Source organism: Pseudarcicella hirudinis, from assembly GCF_900115665.1.
GTDB lineage: Bacteria > Bacteroidota > Bacteroidia > Cytophagales > Spirosomataceae > Pseudarcicella > Pseudarcicella hirudinis.
Window position 1 is genome coordinate 65,206 of sequence record NZ_FOXH01000008.1, and the last position, 20,372, is coordinate 85,577.

The following is a 20,372-nucleotide window of genomic DNA, read 5'->3' on the forward strand; positions in this document are numbered from 1 at the left end:
TCCATATATCAATACTTCATCATAAATTCTCCCAGATTTACTTCAGTATCAAGATCCAGTTTTTTCCTGAGTCTGTATCTTTTCAGTTCAACACTTCTGTTTGTGATATTAAAAAGCTGGGCAATTTCTTTGGTAGAAAGATTCATTCTTAAATAAGCTGCCAGTTTAAGATCACTTGGGGTAAGGTTCGGATAGTTTGTGATAAGTTTTTTCAGGAATTCTTCATGTACCTGATTAAAGTTTGTCTCAAATATCTGCAAATCCTGTTCTGTTGAGATATTACTTTCAATCAAATGTAAAATCTGCTTATAAGAACCGATATTGTTCAGCCTTCCAATACTTTCATGAGGAAGCTTATTCACTTCCTGCCTGATATTCAACAATAATTCATTCTTTTTAATCAAAGTCATGGTTGAATTGGCCAGTTCTTCCGATTTTCTGACTATATCCTGCTCAAGTCTTTCATTTCTGAGCTGCATAATTTCCTTTTGGCTTAGCTCTTCCTGTCTGCGCATTCTTTTTTCCAGTTTTCGCTGCATTCTGACTTTTTGAATCAATAATCTGCGTAAATGGAATCGGTAAGAAGTATATCCAAGGCAGCCAATCAGGAATATATAAAAAACTTTACTCCAAAAATTCCAATACCATGGAGGTAAGATCTCAAACTCAAGCTGAGTCTCCTCATTACTTAAATTTGACTTCAGATGAAAAATATATTTCCCCGGGCTAAGACTATTAAACTCTTTGTGAGTAGCAGCAGAATAAGGAGACCAATTTTTAGTAGAATTTTCCAGCCAGAAGCTATACTTAACCTGATTGGTATAATTTGTTGTAGAAAAACTGATGGTCAGACTATTTTGGTTATGCTCAAAAAATAGTTCAGGAAAAACCCTGTTTTCATAGAAAATTCTATCCAGATCCGGATTATCTTCTACGCTGATACTTCGGATAAACGGGTTTCCATCCTTCGTCTCTGTCAAAGAGAAAATCCGTTTTCCGGGCAATACTGCAAAACCATTTTCTGTACATAGTACAAAATTCTGCTCATCAATTTTCCTGATATTTTCATAATCATCAACCCATTGGTTTCGTTTAATGGGAATTTCCTTCGTTTTTCCTTCAGCCTGAATAACACACAATCCTCCGTCTTTCCTGATGGCCAGGGTTTCCTTTTGTGAAAAAGAAAATACTTTACGGATTTCTGTACCGATCTGTTGTCTAAATTCAGCGGATAAGATGAATTTTTGCTGAGAGGGATCAAAAATCATCAGTCCGTTGGAGGTCGTTACAACAATCTGATTTCTGATTTTATTAAGATTAACCGAAGAGCCTTTCAATTGAGAACCGATAAAATCTTCTTTTTTCAAAACTTTCTTTGTATCGGGAGAGAGTTTAAGTCTTGAAAGACCATTTGGAGCATTATTTACCCAAATATCTCCTTTTTCATCCTCCTCCCACTGGCGAACAGATGAAGAAAAGTTTTCAACTTTGTGAGCCAGCTCCCAGCTCCCGTTTTTCCCTTTCCTGTACACACAAAGATGGGTATAGGTTCCTTGCAAAAGCAGCTCAGGATGATGTGCAAGTTTTTTTATAACCCAGCCTCCTGTAACATTTGAAATCTGACTGGCATTGGTTCCCTGAATCAGAAATGTACCATTATTATGTCCGCACAGAAGCTGCCCGTCAATGACCTCCAGATTCCAAACCTGTCCCTGTGTTTTCGGAATAAGCTGAAAAGAAGCATTTCCTGCATTTAGTACAGAACTAAATACGCCCTGATTTGTTCCAAGATAAATTCTACCTTCAAAAATAGCAGCATCATAAACTGTTCCAATATGACCATCAAAATCAGTATAAAATTTAATCGGGGAACTGAGGGCAATCAGATCGATACCTTTATCCATACCAACCCATAAATCTCCCGAAGCATCTTCCGTCAATGCCAGAACTGTATTATTTTGCAGTCCGTTTTTTGTATTGAGGTGCATCAGTATTTCTCCGCTCTGACTGGTGATAATCACACCATTCAGAATCGTTCCGAAAGCATAATTGCCATTATTCAGACAGATCCCCTTATTGAGCTGGTTTTGCTGTACAAAAAGATTGGTTTCGGCATTAAAGGGCAGGAAGTTTTTTCCGTTAAAGCGATAGATACTTTTACTGGTTCCAACCAGAATATCGTCAGTCCGCGTAGGTAAAATAATATTTACAGATTCTTTTCCTAAAAATTCACTTCCTTTTATTAATTCAAACCGGTCATTTTTCAACTCAAACAATCCTTTATCAATTACACCTACAAAAAGCCGGTTTTTAACATTGTGCATAAAAAGAATATTACCGGGAAGTTCCAGTTTCCTGACGGTATTATTCCGGTAAATAAACAGTAAAGCGAAAGACTGGAAAATAATCCCTTTTTCAGTAGGCAGAATATTCCAGACTGCTTCACGCCTGAAACCTTTGTCATGAATTAAAGGAACAAATGATTGATAGCTGAGCACTCCTGCCAGATTCGGTTTCCAGCAGCCAAACTCACCCAGTCCTCCGGTATAAATTTGTCCAAGAGAATCAATAGCTACGGAGCGCACAATCTGCTTTTGAGGTAATTCAAAAACCCGCCAGGTACTTCCGTCAAATTCAAGAAGCCCTCTGGAATTGGCAAAATAAATAAATCTGGTTTTAGGATGCCGGGCAATACCCCAATTCTGATAATTGGCATTGTAAATCTGGCGGGTAAAATGAGAAATCTCAGGTTTACATATGCTCTCAATATTTTGCGCAAAACAATTCAGACGCCATAACCAAAGAAAGATCAGGAGTATCAGAAAAGAGGTTTTCAGGAAAAATCTCTTCCGGAAAAAAGCAGTAAGGTATATTTTCATCGGGTCAGTAACATCATTATCATCAGGTCATCTACGGCATTTCAGGACTCCATTTTTTTGATTATTCACATACAGCACTTCTTATCCCGGATCAGATTAAAAATCTATATGACGTAGTAAAAACAGGCCATATATGTTAAGAAATAACGATTTGATGTAGTAATGATGTACCCCAAAATTAGGAAGAGTCTTCTAAATCACAATAAATTTGCCCTCACAAATTTAAATTTTTTATTAGAAAAGTAATAAACGATTTTTATTACCCTGTAATCTGAAACAATCTTAAATCTAAAGTACTGCCTTACAGTTCAGTAGTACTTTTTTTACACATGAAAAAAAAATTAATAACAGCCATTCTTTTTTCAGGCTTGTTTTTTGAAACAAAAGCCCAGAATGTCCCCTTACCAACTCTTGATAAAAGCCCCTTGTCTGAAAAGAAAGAGTACATTGAAACTATTCAGAAAACTACCTTTAATTACTTCTGGGATTTTGCTCATCCGGTTTCTGGTCTGGCACCTGAGAGATCTGCTACACCAAATGTAGTGACTTCCGGAGGCTCCGGCTTCGGGATAATGTGTGTCGTGGTAGGTAGTCACAGAGGCTGGATAACACGTAAGGCAGCCGTGAATCATTTGCTTAAAGTTACAAAGTTTTTGGCCAAAGCAGATCGCTTCCACGGAGCCTGGTCTCATTGGCTTGATGGCAATACCGGAAAAGTTGTTCCTTTCGGAGAGAAAGATAATGGCGGAGATTTAGTTGAAACAGCTTATCTGGTTAACGGTTTACTGGTAGCAAGAAGTTATTTTGATGGCAACACTCCTGATGAAGTTTTGTTAAGAAACCAGATTACCAAACTCTGGGAAGGCGTGGAATGGGATTGGTATGCTTCCAGAGGAGATAATCATCTTTACTGGCACTGGTCTCCAAATTATAACTGGGCGATGAATATGCCGATCAGAGGGTATAATGAATGCCTGATTACCTATGTGCTTGCCTTAGGATCTCCGACTCATGCTATTAAACCTGACGTTTATTCAAATACCTGGAAAAAGAGTGATTTTTATCTGAATGGTAAAGAATACCTGGGTTATAAACTTCCATTAGGCTTTCCTTACGGAGGATCTTTGTTCTTTGCGCATTATTCCTACTTAAGCCTTGATCCGCGATTGATGGACGATGGAACTACCAATTATTGGAAGCTTAATCTTGCACAAACCCTGATTAACTACAAACACTGCGTTGAAGAAGCACCTAAATCCTACAATTATTCATCAGAGAATTGGGGGCTTACTGCCAGTGATGATTATAATTTTTACGATGCCCATTCTCCAACCAATGATAATGGAACAATCAGTCCGACCGCTGCACTTTCTTCATTTCCATACACTCCTTATGCATCTTATCAGGCTATGAGATATTTCTACCTGAAAAAAGGAGCTATCCTTTTTGGAAAATATGGCTTTTTTGATGCTTTTAATGATACCAAAAATTGGTACTCAAACCAGTATCTGGCAATCGATCAGGGACCAATTGTGGTAATGATTGAAAATTACAGATCAGGTCTTTTATGGAAAATCGGACAGAATATTCCTGAATTATGGAATGGATTAAAGAAAATGGGGATTACAAAACCTGAATATCCTACCGGATTCTATATGTATCTGCCTGACCCGAAAACTGATGAAGTTGATTTAATGGCTCACACAGATTTCGCAAAATATGTACTTGATTTCGCAGTCAAAGGAACTGAACCGATCCAGATCGAACTAAGCGACAATTCCGGTCAAAAGACAATTCTAATTTCCAAAACAATCTATAAAAGCGGTATGCATCAAATTTTATTTCAAAGCAGGCCAGGAAAGTACCAGGCCATACTGACCCAAGGAGCACAACAGGAAACATTAAAGCTCAATCTCAGATAATTCTTCCTTTTGCTTAACCAAAGCTACATTATGAAAAAAAAACAATTACTTAACAGCCAGAGAAGGTTGAAAACAGGCAGTGTTTTCTTGCCTTTCAAACTCGCCTGCGTACTATTCACCTTTACAATACCAGCAATAAGCGAGGCTAATGCATCTTCTTTCCATAAAATAATTCTTGCCGATGGAAAAGTAACCGGAAAAGTAACCGATTCAAACGGAGAAGGAATTCCGGGAGCCTCTATCAGGGTAAAAGGCACAGCTACGGGAACAACTACAGATGTGAACGGAAAATTTATTCTGAATGCTCCTGCAAATGCTATTCTTGTTATTTCATCTGTCGGTTATGAAACACAGGAAATAGCTGTAAACAACAGAACAGACCTTTCCGTTGTACTTGCCACCTCTTCAAAAGAGTTGGATCAGGTGATAGTAATCGGTTACGGTACACAAAGAAAATTAGATGTAACCGGAGCTGTAGCACAAATTAAAGGGGATGAAATTTCTAAGCAGGCATCTACAAACCCGGTAAGTGCTTTACAGGGTAAAGTGGCAGGGGTGCAGATTACAAACTCCGGCGCACCTGGTGCTTCTCCTCAGATTCGTATTCGAGGACTGGGAACTGTTTATGGTAACCCGAATCCTCTTTATGTTGTTGACGGAGTCTGGTTTGACGATATCAGCTTCCTCAATCCGGCTGACATCGAAAATATCAGTGTTTTGAAAGATGCTTCTGCTCAGTCAATCTATGGTATCAGAGCTGCCAACGGAGTAGTCCTGATTTCAACCAAAAAAGGAAAGTCTGACCAGTCTTCGGTAACTTATAATGGTTTTGTAGGATATCAAAGGGTAACCAATCCGGTGCAAATGGCCAACGGAAAAGAATTTGCTACCATGATCAGTGAGCTGGCTAACTATAATGGCGCTGTTCCTCCTGCTGAATATGATCCGGCAAAATATGGTCAGGGAACTGACTGGACACGTCAGATTCTGAGAGGAGCCATGATTAACAACCACCAGATCACAATGACCGGAGGTTCTGAGAAATCTACATATAACTTCTCTTTGGGTTACCTTAATCAGCAGGGGCTTGTACAGGGAAATGATTTCACAAGATATACTGCCCGTTTACAAAACGATTTCAATCTTTCAAAATACCTGAAAGTTGGTTATAATTTAACCGGAGCTGCCAATAATTCAAATGATATTGATGAAGGAATTTTCCACCAGATTTATGCCGCAGCACCAATTGTTCCGGTACGCTATGCTGACGGAACCTACGGTGATCCGAGCGACTACAATCTTGGTGACGGCGCCAATTTCAACCCGCAGGTTACTGTAGATTACTTCAATCAGAAAGCTAAGAAGTACAGATTGACCGGAAACATCTTTGCAGACGTTAAATTCGCCAACCATTTTACCTTCCATACAAGTGTCGGCGGAGACTTCATTCAGACTGAAACTACTAAATATGATCCGGTTTATGCAGCTACACTGAAACAAAGAAGAACTGTAAGCTTACTGACACTTACCAGAACAGAAAACAGAAACTGGATTCTTGAAAATACCCTTACTTATGACAATGTTTTCAATAACGATCATAGTGTAAAGGTACTTGTCGGACAATCAGCTCAGCGTTATCAGTATTACCAGTTAACCGGCTCTGCCCAGAATGTACCGAATACAAGCGAAGGTGATTTTTACCTGAAATTAGGAAATGCTGTAGGAAGAGAATTAAAGGATGAAGGAGATCTTTCAACAGTAGCTTCTTACTTCGGACGGGTGAATTATGCATTCCAAAACCGTTATATGCTGAATGCTTCTTTAAGAGCAGATGGTTCTTCTAAATTCTACGGTGATCAGAGATGGGGCTTTTTCCCTTCTATTGGTGTAGGTTGGGTAATCAGTGAAGAAGCATTTATGAAAAACCAGACTACTTTCAACAATCTGAAAGTACGTGCAAGCTGGGGTAAAATCGGAAATGCTTCAGTTCCGTCAAGTCTTTCGGTATTGCGTGTGGCTCAGGATCCTTACTTAACTGCTATTTATGGCGGCGTGGCTAATACCGGTGCAAGTATCAACTCTATTGTACCTCCGACTACCTTTTGGGAAAGAGGTGTGGGAACTGACATTGGTATCGAAGCTGCTTTTATGAATAACAGATTAACCATTGATGCTGATTATTACAATAAAAAGACTGAATTAGCCATTTTCGACATTCCCATTTTAGCTTCTGTAGGAACTAACTCAAGTAAAATCATTGGAAACCAGGCTGATCTTCAAAACCGCGGCGTAGAATTGTCAATTAACTGGAAAGACAATATCTCTAAAGATTTATCTTTCTCAATCGGAGGTAATATTTCATACAATGACAACAAAGTACTTTCTGTAACAACCGGTGATAACCCGATTTACGGAGGTGGAGCAGCTTCAACAGGCGGTTCTTTCTCTACCCGTACAATTGCCGGACAGCCTATCGGTCAGTTCTTCGGTTATATTGTTGACGGAATCTTCCAGAATAGTGCTGAGGTAGCTTCTTCTGCACAACCAAATGCAAAGCCCGGTGATTTCAAATACAGAGACATCAGCGGTCCTGAAGGCAAACCTGATGGAAAAATTGACGGACTTGACAGAGCGCCGATCGGTAATCCGAATCCAAAATACTCATACGGTATTAACACCAGCTGGAACTACAAACAATTTGATTTAGCATTGGATTTTCAGGGTGTTGCCGGGGTTGACATTTACAATGCCAATTTAGGTTTACGTTTCGGTAACGAAAACTTCACAAAAGATTTCTATGACCACCGCTGGCATGGAGAAGGCACTTCAAATACCTATCCTTCTGCAAATATTGGTGGCGGAGATAACTATAAGCCAAACTCATTCTTTGTAGAAGACGGAAGTTATTTCCGAGTGAGAAATATCCAGTTAGGCTATACACTTCCTCAAAGACTGGTTGAGAAGATGAGAATCAAAAAACTGAGAGTTTATGCCAATGCTCAAAATGCGCTGAACTTCTTTAAATACAAAGGATTTTCTCCTGAAATCGTAGGTTCATTTAAAAACAACGGAAACGTTAAAGCCAATTCTGATGCCAACATTAATTCAGGTATTGACACCAATGTTTATCCGATGTTCGCTACCTACAACGTCGGTGTTAATGTTACTTTCTAAGTTTTCATGAATTAGACGGACATTAAAATTTGTCTTTTCTGACAAAAAATCTTTAAAACATTTAAGAATATTACGATGAAAAAATATCATAATACTATAAATCTCTTACAAAAGGTGAAATGGGTTGTCCCTTCCGTTTCTCTCTTTATTCTGGCTGGTTGCCAAAGCAGCTTCCTGGATGTTCCTCCGCAGGGACAACAATCAAGCGAAGCTTTCTGGAAAAATGAAGCAGATGCTACCAAAGCAGTAAATGCTATGTATGCCAACCTTCGTGAATGGAAAAATGTAGCCTTTGCTCCGGTGGCTGTTGAAAGCGTTGGTTCAGATGATACAGAAAAAGGCAGCAGCGCCAGTGATGCCACTTTCTTCAACAAATTTGACACGTTTACCGCAAGTTCAACTGAAGGACAATTAGGTGATTTCTGGGGAGGTCAATACCAGAACATCAACTTCGCCAATCAGGTTTTAGATAACATTCCGGCGATTTCAATGGATGCAAATCTTAAATCACGCTATTTAGCTGAAGCAAAATTTATCAGAGCTTATGCTTATTTCAGACTGGTAAGAGCTTTTGGCGATGTTCCTTTGAGATTACATGTGCCTAAAAATGCTTCAGAATATAATATTCCGAGAACACCGAAAGCGCAGATCTGGGCTGCAATTGAACAGGATCTGAAAGACGCAGCTGCTGTATTGCCACAATCTTATGGTGCAGCTGATGTAGGCAGAGCGACTAAAGGTGCCGCCCTGGCTCTTAATGCTAAAGTAGCTATGTATCAGAAGAAATGGAGCGATGTACTGGCACTTACCAATCAGGTAATGGGACTTGGATATGCATTGTTTCCGAATTATGAGCAATTATTCAGAATCCAGAATGAAAACAGCTCTGAGTCTGTTTTTGAAATTCAGTGTAAGCTTATTTTAGGAAATCCGGATGCTTCAAACTCACAATATTCTCAAATTCAGGGTGTAAGAGCTTCTGTTGGAGGCGGTTGGGGATTCAATACTCCTACGCAAAGCCTGGTTGATGAATATGAAGATGGAGACCCGAGAAAAGATGCAACGATTATCTTCAGAGGAGAAACAACTCCTGAAGGTGACGTCATTCCGGCTGCCGGAGATAATCCGATGTACAATCAAAAATCATATGTTCCTTTCAGTCTGTATGTTTCGGGCTATAATGAAGGGGCTGAACAGAATATCCGTGTCATCCGTTATGCTGAGGTATTGCTAATGAATGCTGAAGCTGCCAATGAATTAGGAAATTCAGCGCAGGCTCTGACCTCATTAAACGCTGTTCGTGCCAGAGCAAGAGGCGGTAAAGCAGGTATTCTCCCTGATGTAATTACTACAGATCAGGCAAAACTTCGTGCAGCGGTTTATCATGAAAGAAGAGTGGAATTAGCCATGGAATTTGATCGTTTCTTCGACGTAATCCGTCAGGGACGTGGTGCTGCAGTTTTTGGTCCTAAAGGATTTAAAGAAGGCAGAAATGAAGTATGGCCGATTCCTCAGACTGAAATCGATTTAAGTGCCGGTTTATTGAAACAAAATGCCGGCTATTAATTCTTCAACATTTAAAATCGGAATTATGAAAAATATAAAAAATAGTTTATTTCTTGCAGGAGTGTTGGGAAGCGGACTCATCCTCAGCTCTTGTTATGAGAAATTTGATGAAAAAAGCTACGCTCCTTCTATAAGCATCGGTGGATTTACCAGTACAAAAGATATAGCACCTTCAAATCTGGTAGGATACTGGTCTTTTGACAACAATTATATTGATGCCGTTTCAAACACTGCCGGAGAAAACAGCGGAACAAGTTTCGTTCCCGGCATAAAAGGAAATGCGATTCAGGGTGCTGACAAAAAATATGTAGTGTCGAACGTTTCACCTGCGGTTCAGAATCTGAAAAGTTTTACAGTTACAACATGGGTAAATACTCCTCAGAATACCAAAGGGATTGTAGGGCTTCTGGATATCGCAAATCCTGATTCATTTTGGGGAAATCTTACCATTTTTCTTGAAAATGGTTCCACTGACACCAAAGGTTTGCTGAAAATCCATGTAAATAATAACGGAACTGATGCCTGGCTTGGAAATTATGACCTGAATAATTTCTGGAATACCTGGACAAGTATCGGAGTCTCCTATGATGAAACCAGCTCCACTTTTAAGGTATTTGTGAATGGTAATAAAATTGCCACACAGGTTGTAAAAGGATTTGGTGCTATCAAATTCCAGAAACCAACCAGAATGGTATTCGGAACTGTACAATTCCAGACTTCTCCAAGCCTTAATAACGGAACGAGTCAGGATTGGGCCAGTTATTTAACCGGACAGCTTGATGAGGTCAGAATTTACAACAAAGCGTTGAGCGAAAGCGAAGTAAATGCTTTGGTAAAACTGGAAGGCCGCGGAAAATAATTTCCTGATTACAGATTTGAAAGAGGTTGCCGCTTAAAGCAACCTCTTTTATTTTAACTACTTCTACTTTTTGAAAAAATGAAGTCTCCATTCCTTTTAATTAGTTTTTTGATCAGTTCTTTTCTGTTTTCCTGCAAAAAAGATCCGGTTGATAATCCGCAACCTCCTGTTATACCCTCATCATTTAGTTTTAATACCCTGAAAGTTGACGGAGTTTTTAATGGTTTTGACTATTCGAATGTCAGTCCTCAGCCTGTTTTAAAACTTTCCTTTAAAGCCCCCGTTAACCAGACTACCATATCATCGGCTATTTTCTTCAGAGGAGAAAACGGAGCAGTTATTCCTTATATACAGACTTTCGAAAACGGCGATAGTACCATTGTTATTCAGCCTTCGACATCTTTAAGCCCGCTTACCAGGTTTATCGTTTCTGTAACCTCTGCACTTTTGTCGAAAGAAGGCGGAAAACTGCTTTCTCCCATTGCAGTCAATCTTACTACGGATTTTGACAAATCAGACAAATTCCCTCAGATTTCCGACTCTTTACTACTTGATAAAGTCCAAAGACAAACTTTTAAATACTTTTGGGATTTCGGGCATCAGGTTTCGGGTATGGCAAGGGAACGAAATTCATCCGGAGACATCGTAACCACCGGAGGAACAGGTTTTGGCTTAATGGCAATCGTGGTTGGTATTGAAAGGAAATTCATCAGTAAAAGTGAAGGATTGAGCAGAACAGGGAAAATTGTTTCATTTCTTCAGAATAATTGTCAAAAATACCATGGCGCTTTTCCGCACTGGTTAAATGGCTCCACAGGAGCTACGATCCCTTTCAGTACCAGGGATAATGCCGCTGATCTGGTTGAAACTTCTTATCTGATGCAAGGCTTGCTGACAGTAAGACAGTACTTCAACAGTGCTACAGACACTCAGGAAATTAAACTCCGGGAACAAATTAATACCCTTTGGAAAAATGTAGAATGGTCATGGTTCAGGAAAAACAATGAAGATAAACTCTACTGGCATTGGTCGCCGGATTACAATTGGGATATGAATATGCCGGTAAGCGGCTGGAATGAAGCATTGATTACTTATGTTCTGGCAGCCTCCTCTCCTGCTTTTTCTATTCCGAAATCAGTTTATGAAAACGGCTGGGCCAGAAATGGCTCTTTCTCAAACGGTAGCAGTTATTATGGCATTAAGCTGCCTTTGGGGCCAGCTAACGGAGGGCCTTTATTTTTCTCTCAATATTCGTTTCTGGGCATTAATCCCATCGGATTGAGTGATAAATACGCTGATTACTGGACGCAAAATGTGGCACATTCTCTCATCAATTACAATTATTGCAAAGCTAATCCCAAAAGCTATAATGGATACAGCGAAAACTGCTGGGGACTTACAGCCAGTGACGACAATAACGGTTATGCCGCACATGAACCCAATAATGATTCCGGAGTCATCAGTCCGACTGCCGCCTTGTCCTCTTTTCCATATACACCAAAGGAATCTATGCAGGCACTCCGCTTCTTCTACTATAAACTGGGAGATAAACTTTGGGGAGATTATGGTTTTTATGATGCCTTTAACCTCACAAATATCTGGTTTGCCAATTCAACCCTTGCCATTGATCAGGGACCTCAGATTATCATGATTGAGAATTATCGCTCACAGTTACTCTGGAAACTTTTTATGAGCTGCCCGGAAATCAAAACCGGAATGAAAAATATTGGTTTCCAAAGCCCATATTTGTAAAATTTCAATAAAATCTTATACTTTACAAACTCTAATTAATCATACAAAGTATTTGATTTAACCTTACCTAAAATGAAAAAACTGCTTTTTTTTATATTATTACTGGTCAGTACGTTTAAGCTGACAGCGCAGAAAAATCAGACCTATTGCAACCCGATTAACCTGGATTATGGTTACTGCCCGATTCCGAATTTTTCAGAATGGGGGAAACACCGTGCAACCGCCGATCCGGTAATTACCATGTATAAAGGAGATTATTATCTGTTTTCAACGAATCAGTGGGGATATTGGTGGAGCAGTGATTTAGTAAACTGGAAATTTGTATCCCGCTCATTCCTAAAGCCTCAGCACAAAGTTTATGATGACCTCTGCGCTCCGGCAGTATGGGTTCAGGGAGATACTTTACTGGCCTTCGGCTCTACTTATTCAAAAGATTTCCCGATATGGATGAGCACTAATCCTAAAGCCAATGAATGGAAAGAAGCCATTCCAGCTTTGGAAATCGGAGGCTGGGATCCTGCATTTTTTGTAGATGATGATCGTAAATTGTACATGTACAATGGAAGCAGCAACCAATACCCGCTGTATGGTGTTGAAATGAACCGTAAAACTTTTCAGCCAATCGGGACCAGAAAAGAGCTTTTGCTATTGAATGATGAAAGATACGGCTGGCACAGATTTGGCGAACACCTGGACAACACCTTCCTGAAACCTTTTGTTGAAGGCGCATGGATGACCAAATACAAGGGGAAATATTACCTTCAATATGGTGCTCCCGGAACAGAATTCAGTGGTTATGCCGACGGTGTAGCCGTTTCAGACAATCCGCTTGGCCCGTTTACACACCAGTCTATGCCATTTAGTTATAAACCTGGTGGATTTGCAAAAGGTGCAGGACATGGCGCCACATTTACCGACAAATGGAACAATTACTGGCATATCAGTACTATTGTGATTTCGGTAAAAAACAATTTTGAAAGAAGGCTGGGACTTTGGCCTGCCGGATTTGACAAAGATGGTGTAATGTATTGTAACCAGGCATTCGGGGATTATCCTCACTATTTGCCCAATTCGGCCAATAATCCTCAGGATCCTTCTGCTTCCGGCTTTACAGGCTGGATGCTGCTTAATTATAACAAATCAGTTTTGGTTTCTTCTACTTACGGAAACTATCATGCCAATAATGCTACTGACGAAAATATTAAAACCTATTGGAGCGCATCAGGCGGAAACAAAGGAGAATGGGTTCAGACTGATTTGGGAGCTATTTCAACCGTTAATGCCATCCAGATAAACTATGCCGATCAGGATGCTGAATTTTTAGGAAAACAGACCAATATCTACCATCAGTATAAAATTTATGCTTCGGCCGACGGCAAAAAATGGGAGGTTCTGGTAGATAAAAGCACTAATAAAACTGATATTCCTCACGACTATGTAGAACTTAATAAACCTGTTCAAACCCGATTCCTGAAACTGGAAAACATTCACGTTCCAACCGGAAAATTTGCGATCAGTGATTTTAGAATTTTTGGCAACGGAAACGGAGCAAAACCTGATTCTGTATCAAATTTCATCGTACTCCGCACCGAAAACGACAAAAGAAGTGCCTGGTTGAAATGGAAACCTGTTGATAATGCCTATGCTTACAACATTTATACAGGAATTGCTCCTGATAAACTTTATAATTGTATTATGGTACATAATGCCAACGATTACTGGTACAAAGGAATGGATAAAAATATGCCTTACTATTTCTGCATTGAAGCCATTAATGAAAATGGAGTTTCTGCCAAAACTGCTATCATGAAAGCAGAGTAAGGGTAGAAAATCTGAAAACTTAAGACTTAACTTTTCATCTCATCAGGGAGTCTTTCCGCAAGGATTGACTCCTTTTTTATCAGCGATCGTTTTAAACCATAAGATTCTTCTTTTCTTTTAGACTAAGCCCTGTTCACTTTCCCTGATTTTTTTGCAAATTCGCCAAAAACCGACTGAAAACTGATGAAAAAGAAAATTGTGGTATTAACCGGTGCAGGAATTTCTGCGGAAAGTGGCATCGCTACTTTCAGAGATTCTAACGGATTATGGGAAAATCATGCGATTGAAGAGGTCGCAACTCCAGAGGGCTTCAGGAAAAATCCTGCACTTGTTTTGGAATTTTACAATCAAAGAAGAAAACAGGCAATGTCTGCCCAACCTAATGACGGACATCTTGCTTTAAAAGCACTTGAAGCATTTTATGAAGTCCAGATTATCACTCAAAACGTTGACAATCTGCACGAAAAAGCAGGATCAGTTAATGTTTTGCACCTTCATGGAGAATTGTTTCAGTCAAGAAGTACCTTAAATTCCCGTAAAATTTACGAGATAGATGGATGGGAGCTTAAACTGGGAGACCTGGCAGAAGATGGCTCACAACTCCGCCCTAATATTGTATGGTTTGGCGAAGATGTCCCGAATATTATTCCGGCTGCTCAGCATTGCGCTGAAGCTGATATTTTTATCATCGTTGGTACCTCCATGCAGGTATACCCGGCTGCGGGCCTGATTGACTATGTTCCAAAATCCGTTCCGGTTTATGTAATAGACCCTCATATTCCTTCAATGCAGTCACGAAAAAACCTGACTTTTATCCAGGAAACCGGAAGCACTGGCTTAAAACAGCTTCATGAAATTTTAAGGAATTTGTCAATTAAATTGTCAGATGCCAAAACAAGCCGTAATTTTGAGTAAAATTCCCCTCAAATAACAATTCAGAACAAAACCATGACAATAATTGACGGTAAAGCCGTAGCAGAAGAAATTAAAAAAGAAATCGGTGCTGAAGTCGAAGCAATTAAAGTTTCCGGTGGAAAAATCCCTCATTTGGTTGCCATTCTGGTTGGTAACAATGGTGCATCAGAAACCTATGTAGCAAACAAAGTAAAATCCTGCGAAGAATTAGGATTCAATTCTACCCTTCTTCGTTTTGATCCGAGTATTTCTGAAGCTGAGCTTTTGGCTGAAGTTCAAAAAGTAAATAACAACGAAGACATGGATGGTCTGATTGTTCAGTTGCCTCTTCCGGATCATATCAATCCTGACAAAGTGATGGAAACAATCGATCCTAAAAAGGACGTTGATGGCTTCCATCCTATCAATATAGGCCGTATGGCGAAAGGACTTCCTGCTTATATTTCTGCTACGCCTCAGGGTGTACTGGATTTATTGGAAAGATACAATATCGAAACATCCGGAAAACATTGTGTGGTAGTTGGAAGAAGTCAGATTGTGGGTCTTCCAATGTCTATTCTGATGCAGAGAAATCATAAAGTCGGAAATTGTACAGTGACCTTAACGCATTCAAAAACCAAAAACCTTGCAGAAGTCTGCGCCAGTGCCGATATCCTCATTGCTGCATTAGGCCGTCCTGAGTTTATTACTGCTGATTTTATCAAAGAAGGAGCTGTAGTAATTGACGTAGGATTGACACGTGTAGAAGATGCTACTAAAAAATCCGGATTTGCCTTGAAAGGTGATGTAAAATTTGACGAAGTTGCACCGAAATGTTCTTTCATCACGCCTGTACCAAAAGGTGTGGGACCAATGACTATTGTTTCATTGATGAAAAACACGCTTCTCTCTGCAAAAGGCTTAATTTATTAATTCTGAGAAGATTTCATGGAAATATCATTATGAAATCCTAATATTGCAAAAAGATCGGATATAATGCGTATCCGATCTTTAAACCTAACCTTAAAAGCTTAAAAATGAAGAAATTTTACCTTTTGCTGCTATTTTTAGTAGTATTAAAAATTGTCGAGTCTATTCTGTAAATTTCTATTGACTGGCAAACCGATAAAATACCCCAAGCGGCAATTTTTTCCGAAATTCATCCTGTAAATATAATTCACCAAATTCATGATTGAGTTTTTGGCTGAAACTGCATTTCACCAGATTTTCTACAATTAAAGAAGAGAAACCCATTGAGTACATGTTCAGAATGAGGAAATAGTTTTCCTTATCCAGAATTTCGGCAACATTTTTCAGTAATTCATTAATCTGTTCTTCCAGTACCCATTTCTCTCCATCCGGGCCCCTTCCATATGCAGGAGGATCAAGAATAATTCCCTGATAAATATTCCCTCTTTTTACCTCTCTTTTGACAAATTTCAAGGCATCTTCAACCACCCAGCGAATATTATCAAGTTTACTGGCTTCCATATTGTCGCGAGACCAGGAAATTACCTGTTTAATAGAATCAACGTGTGTAACATCCGCCCCTGCACTTTTTGCTGCAATGGAAGCTCCGCCGGTGTAAGCAAATAAATTCAATACTTTGGGTTGTTTTACAGGCATTTTTGCAATTTTCTCTGTAATAAAATCCCAGTTATTAGCCTGCTCCGGAAAAATTCCTACGTGCTTGAATGAAGATAAAGCCAGTTTAAAAGTAAGATCAAGACTCTCTGTTTTGTAAGGCATATACCAACGGTCAGGCATACCTTTCTTAACCAGCCATTCTCCTTTTTCCTGACTTCCCTTGTCTTTTTTAAAATAAGCATTGGCTCTGTTCTGCCATTCTTCGTCTGTCAGACTTTTATCCCAGGCCGCTTGCGGCTCGGGTCTGCGAAGTATAAAATCTCCGAATTTCTCTAATTTCTCAAAACCGCCCGAATCAATCAGCTGGTAGGCTTTCCAATTTTGGGGAGTAAGAAGTTGAATTGTTTCGCTTTTCAATTTTTTGAAATTTAAACCTGGTAAAAAAATAGCGGCACCTGAGTGCCGCTGCAAAGTTACAATATGAGATGTCAGAAACAAGGTAGAATCAGCGTACAGGACCTTTCCCGACTAAATAAATACCTTAAAAACTAATCTTGCTCAGGAAAAATACATTTCGTTTAGCTCCTTCATTGTCATTACTGATTTTTTGATAGCCTGATGCCAGAAAATATTTTCCGTACCAAAAATCGATGTTATCTGAAGTCGTTTTCTTCACTTTATCTCCTTCCTGATCTGTCTCAATTTGCTTCTGCTGGGTATTTTCAAGGATTTTATCACCTTTTACAACTTTGGTAGAAATTTTACCTCCTGTCGAATAAGAAAGCGTGATTTCGTCACCGTTGATTGAGGCTTTTACCTTTTCAATCAATTTCGGTTCTTTCACGTCCTTCATTTCGATACTGTTATCCCATAAAAGCTTACCATTATCATCAAATGCAGCTACAACCGCATGTGTATAAACCCAGCCATCAAAAATCTGCTGGCTTCCGTAACTGCCATAACCTCTGTAACCCCACGGGCTATAATAACTGCTGAATGGGGAGTAAAGTCCGTAATTTCCATAACCCCAGCGATAAGGATTGTAAATTGAATACCAGGGATTTCCAAACATTCCCATACCGCCATAACCATATCCTCCCATACCAAACGGATAATTATTCTGGTAACGATAATCCGGATAGAAGGCTTCGGCTACCAGAATATATTTACCATCCTGTCTGATAATGTCATGAACAAGCAGTCTGTAATCAAGGCGAAGGTCCTCTCCTTTGTCTTTTTTATCCTGTATTTTTCGTTCCTGCTTTTCCTTTTGTTTGGGCGTCAGGAAGTTAAAGAAGTTCTTGAAATCTGTAAAGCTGTAAAACTTGGTATCAAGTACCTCATTATCAATAAGTTTACTTATATAAAGCCCTTGTGAGGTTGGCCCTTTGGACGATCCTATGGTGTTTTTATGTCCGTAAGTACCAAACATAATCTGCGTACTGTCTGAAATCTGATTTACTTTCCCGTTCATCATGGCAAATTCATCATTCGGATTCATCACAATCTGCGAAACCTGTTTTCCTTCTTCATCAAAAGACTTTACTACTAATTGATAGTTTTTCCCCCTTGTTCCAACTGCGTAAGTAACATTCACCGTATTATTGGTCGTATCAATTTCCATCGACTGAATTTCAGCCTGGCTTTTCAACGCACTCGGCAAAACCTTTGTTTTTCTTTCATTTAAACTGGTAAACAGAATTACCGGCTGGGAATTGACCATTCCGGCAATGAACACAGAAGCATTAATTGCCTTAAAATCAGAAACCTCCATCCGGTCAACAGAGTAAATCTGGAATTTTTCTACAAATCCGGGTCCTACATTAACTTTGATTACTTCGTAAGAATTACTTCTGTACCTGCTGAAAAGAAGGTATAAATTTCTACCATCATAACTATAGGTCACATAATCCAGGTTAGCTTCAATCGTGCCGTTTATAGACCATATTCTATCCAGATTTGTATCAAAACGTACCAGGTTAAATTCCTGTTTACTCAGTTGAGTCAGCAGAATTACACCATTATCTCCCAACGGAATTGTAAAGTACTCAGAGCTACTGGTTAAAAGCGGAATTTCAATTCTTTTAATATTCTGAGCACTTGAAGGCAGAACCAAACATAATATCAGGCTGTAAAAAAGAAATATTTTCGAATATTTTATCATTGGCTGATGGTGGTTATTGTTTTTGGAAATAGACAAAGGAATAGTAGTCAGGATTAATTCACTCGGAATATTTCTCCATATTAAACGTAGAAATCATACAAATCCTATGCAAAAACCATAAAAATTTAACCTTCGTGTGCTAAACCAATGATAATATCAAATTCTTCAGGTTTAACGGGTGTTACAGAAAGACGTGACTGGCGGACCAAAGCCAGATCACTTAAACGCTCGTCTGCTTTCATCTGCTTGAGTGTTACCGTTTTAGGAAATTTTTCTACAGCAGTCATCTCCACCACAACCCATCTTGTATCTTCGGTGGTCGGATCCTGATAGGCTTCTTTTACCACTTTCGCTAAACCAACTACTTCCAATCCTTCATTTGAGTGATAAAAAAATACAAGATCACCTACCTTCATTGCCTGCATATTATTGCGCGCCTGATAGTTACGCACCCCATCCCATACTCCAACTCCCTGTTTTACAAAATCATCCCAGGAATACGCACTTGGTTCAGATTTAACTAACCAGTAGTTCATAATTATATTTAGTTTAGTTGCTTACTTTATTTCCTCTGTTTAAGACAATTTCCTGCATGATGGAATCATACTCAATGCAAGATTTTGAAATTTAATGATAAGTTTCAAACAAATAGTCAGATAGTTTACAAAATTTGTAGAACTACCTGACTATCAAAACCTGGCTTAAATCAAAAATTTACGGAAATTTCGGAAATTTGCTGAAATCCGGCTTACGTTTTTCAAGGAAAGCATTTTTGCCTTCTTTTGCCTCTTCAGATAAATAATATAATAAAGTGGCATTTCCGGCTAATTCCTGAATACCCGCCTGTCCGTCAAGCTCAGCATTAAAGGCCGATTTAAGCATGCGCAAAGCCAAAGGGCTTTTCTCTAAAATCTTCTTACACCAGGCAACAGTCGTTTCCTCAAGCTCTTCCAAAGGAACTACTTTGTTTACCAAACCCATATCAAGTGCCTCTTTCGCATCATACTGGTCACATAAAAACCAGATTTCTCTCGCTTTTTTCTGTCCGACCACTCTCGCCAGATATGAAGCTCCGAAACCTCCGTCAAATGAGCCTACATTAGGGCCTGTTTGTCCAAATCTGGCATTCTCAGCAGCAATAGAAAGGTCACAAACTACGTGTAAAACATGACCCCCACCAATCGCCCAACCTGCAACCATTGCTACAACCGGCTTAGGGATTGAGCGGATAATTTTCTGAAAATCAAGCACATTCAATCTTGGAACAGTGTCTTCTCCAACATAACCTCCATGTCCGCGAACAGACTGATCTCCTCCTGAACAGAATGCTTTTCCGCCTTCTCCGGTTAAGATAATCACCCCAACTCTTTCGTCATCACGGCAAATTGTGATGGCATCAATCATTTCTTTTACGGTAAGCGGCGTGAATGCGTTATGAACCTGCGGGCGGTTTATTGAAATCTTTGCGATTCCTTCATGAAACTGGAATAAGATTTCTTTGTATTCCTTAATTGTTTCCCAATTGAATTTTGAAGTCATATGATTTATTTTTTCTCTGGTAATGTTTTCAGCCTGCTTTACAAGTCAGGAATATTATTGATCAGTTTTTACATTGATAAACTTCTACGCTGCGAAATTAGGGAATGTTTATGTTTGGTAAGAATTTTTGCTCCAAAATTAAATTTTTTAATGCTTACGCAACTTCAAACGCAAACCTTCCGTATTAAGTACGAATAGACTATCAAACCAAATTT

Annotated in this window: 13 protein-coding genes; 8 read left to right on the plus strand and 5 right to left on the minus strand. The window is 39.3% G+C overall.

Going from position 1 to position 20,372, the window contains the following annotated elements:
- Positions 1–8: 8 nt before the first annotated feature.
- Complete coding sequence (locus tag BM179_RS14630) at positions 9–2,879, minus strand: two-component regulator propeller domain-containing protein (protein ID WP_092017897.1); 2,871 nt, start codon at positions 2,877–2,879, stop codon at positions 9–11.
- A 329-nt stretch (positions 2,880–3,208) separates the two neighbouring features.
- On the opposite strand from BM179_RS14630, the gene BM179_RS14635 reads away from it, so the two are divergent.
- From BM179_RS14635 to BM179_RS14670, 8 genes are all read left to right on the plus strand, one after another.
- Positions 3,209–4,801, plus strand: a complete 1,593-nt coding sequence (locus tag BM179_RS14635) for a glucoamylase family protein (RefSeq protein ID WP_092017898.1) — start codon at positions 3,209–3,211, stop codon at positions 4,799–4,801.
- 30 nt (positions 4,802–4,831) lie between these two features.
- Complete coding sequence (locus BM179_RS14640; protein WP_092017899.1) at positions 4,832–7,975, plus strand: SusC/RagA family TonB-linked outer membrane protein; 3,144 nt, start codon at positions 4,832–4,834, stop codon at positions 7,973–7,975.
- 75 nt (positions 7,976–8,050) lie between these two features.
- A complete protein-coding gene (locus BM179_RS14645; protein WP_092017900.1) occupies positions 8,051–9,541 on the plus strand; it encodes a RagB/SusD family nutrient uptake outer membrane protein in 1,491 nt (496 codons plus the stop codon).
- Positions 9,542–9,566: 25 nt separating this feature from the next.
- Positions 9,567–10,400: a LamG domain-containing protein gene (locus BM179_RS14650; RefSeq protein ID WP_092018030.1), complete on the plus strand. Its 834-nt coding sequence runs from the start codon at positions 9,567–9,569 to the stop codon at positions 10,398–10,400.
- Between the two features lie 78 nt (positions 10,401–10,478).
- Complete coding sequence (locus tag BM179_RS14655; protein WP_092017901.1) at positions 10,479–12,152, plus strand: glucoamylase family protein; 1,674 nt, start codon at positions 10,479–10,481, stop codon at positions 12,150–12,152.
- Between the two features lie 72 nt (positions 12,153–12,224).
- Positions 12,225–13,973, plus strand: a complete 1,749-nt coding sequence (locus BM179_RS14660; protein WP_092017902.1) for a family 43 glycosylhydrolase — start codon at positions 12,225–12,227, stop codon at positions 13,971–13,973.
- Positions 13,974–14,156: 183 nt separating this feature from the next.
- Positions 14,157–14,888 (plus strand): SIR2 family NAD-dependent protein deacylase, encoded by a 732-nt coding sequence (locus BM179_RS14665; protein WP_092017903.1) that lies wholly within the window; start codon positions 14,157–14,159, stop codon positions 14,886–14,888.
- Positions 14,889–14,921: 33 nt separating this feature from the next.
- Positions 14,922–15,800 carry a bifunctional 5,10-methylenetetrahydrofolate dehydrogenase/5,10-methenyltetrahydrofolate cyclohydrolase gene (locus tag BM179_RS14670; RefSeq protein ID WP_092017904.1) on the plus strand — a complete coding sequence of 293 codons (879 nt, stop codon included), beginning with the start codon at positions 14,922–14,924 and terminating at the stop codon, positions 15,798–15,800.
- Between the two features lie 174 nt (positions 15,801–15,974).
- Here the strand turns inward: BM179_RS14670 and BM179_RS14675 are convergent, their stop codons facing one another.
- The 4 genes from BM179_RS14675 to menB form a co-directional block, all read right to left on the minus strand.
- Complete coding sequence (locus tag BM179_RS14675; protein WP_177219413.1) at positions 15,975–16,871, minus strand: class I SAM-dependent methyltransferase; 897 nt, start codon at positions 16,869–16,871, stop codon at positions 15,975–15,977.
- A 124-nt stretch (positions 16,872–16,995) separates the two neighbouring features.
- Positions 16,996–18,618 (minus strand): hypothetical protein, encoded by a 1,623-nt coding sequence (locus tag BM179_RS14680; protein ID WP_092017905.1) that lies wholly within the window; start codon positions 18,616–18,618, stop codon positions 16,996–16,998.
- Positions 18,619–18,743: 125 nt separating this feature from the next.
- On the minus strand, positions 18,744–19,154 hold the full coding sequence (locus BM179_RS14685; protein WP_092017906.1) for an EVE domain-containing protein: 411 nt from the start codon (positions 19,152–19,154) through the stop codon (positions 18,744–18,746).
- A gap of 178 nt (positions 19,155–19,332) precedes the next feature.
- Positions 19,333–20,157, minus strand: coding sequence for a 1,4-dihydroxy-2-naphthoyl-CoA synthase (gene menB, locus BM179_RS14690; protein ID WP_092017907.1), 825 nt, complete (start codon positions 20,155–20,157; stop codon positions 19,333–19,335).
- Positions 20,158–20,372: the final 215 nt, after the last annotated feature.

What these genes read in the sequence shown, in the direction of transcription:
- BM179_RS14680 (WP_092017905.1), bottom strand. Translation starts at nt 18,618, where the DNA reads ATGATAAAATATTCGAAAATATTTCTTTTTTACAGCCTGATATTATGT.
- BM179_RS14640 (WP_092017899.1), top strand. Translation starts at nt 4,832, where the DNA reads ATGAAAAAAAAACAATTACTTAACAGCCAGAGAAGGTTGAAAACAGGC.
- BM179_RS14650 (WP_092018030.1), top strand. Translation starts at nt 9,567, where the DNA reads ATGAAAAATATAAAAAATAGTTTATTTCTTGCAGGAGTGTTGGGAAGC.
- BM179_RS14670 (WP_092017904.1), top strand. Translation starts at nt 14,922, where the DNA reads ATGACAATAATTGACGGTAAAGCCGTAGCAGAAGAAATTAAAAAAGAA.
- BM179_RS14665 (WP_092017903.1), top strand. Translation starts at nt 14,157, where the DNA reads ATGAAAAAGAAAATTGTGGTATTAACCGGTGCAGGAATTTCTGCGGAA.
- BM179_RS14630 (WP_092017897.1), bottom strand. Translation starts at nt 2,879, where the DNA reads ATGAAAATATACCTTACTGCTTTTTTCCGGAAGAGATTTTTCCTGAAA.
- BM179_RS14660 (WP_092017902.1), top strand. Translation starts at nt 12,225, where the DNA reads ATGAAAAAACTGCTTTTTTTTATATTATTACTGGTCAGTACGTTTAAG.
- BM179_RS14645 (WP_092017900.1), top strand. Translation starts at nt 8,051, where the DNA reads ATGAAAAAATATCATAATACTATAAATCTCTTACAAAAGGTGAAATGG.
- menB (WP_092017907.1), bottom strand. Translation starts at nt 20,157, where the DNA reads ATGACTTCAAAATTCAATTGGGAAACAATTAAGGAATACAAAGAAATC.
- BM179_RS14655 (WP_092017901.1), top strand. Translation starts at nt 10,479, where the DNA reads ATGAAGTCTCCATTCCTTTTAATTAGTTTTTTGATCAGTTCTTTTCTG.
- BM179_RS14635 (WP_092017898.1), top strand. Translation starts at nt 3,209, where the DNA reads ATGAAAAAAAAATTAATAACAGCCATTCTTTTTTCAGGCTTGTTTTTT.
- BM179_RS14685 (WP_092017906.1), bottom strand. Translation starts at nt 19,154, where the DNA reads ATGAACTACTGGTTAGTTAAATCTGAACCAAGTGCGTATTCCTGGGAT.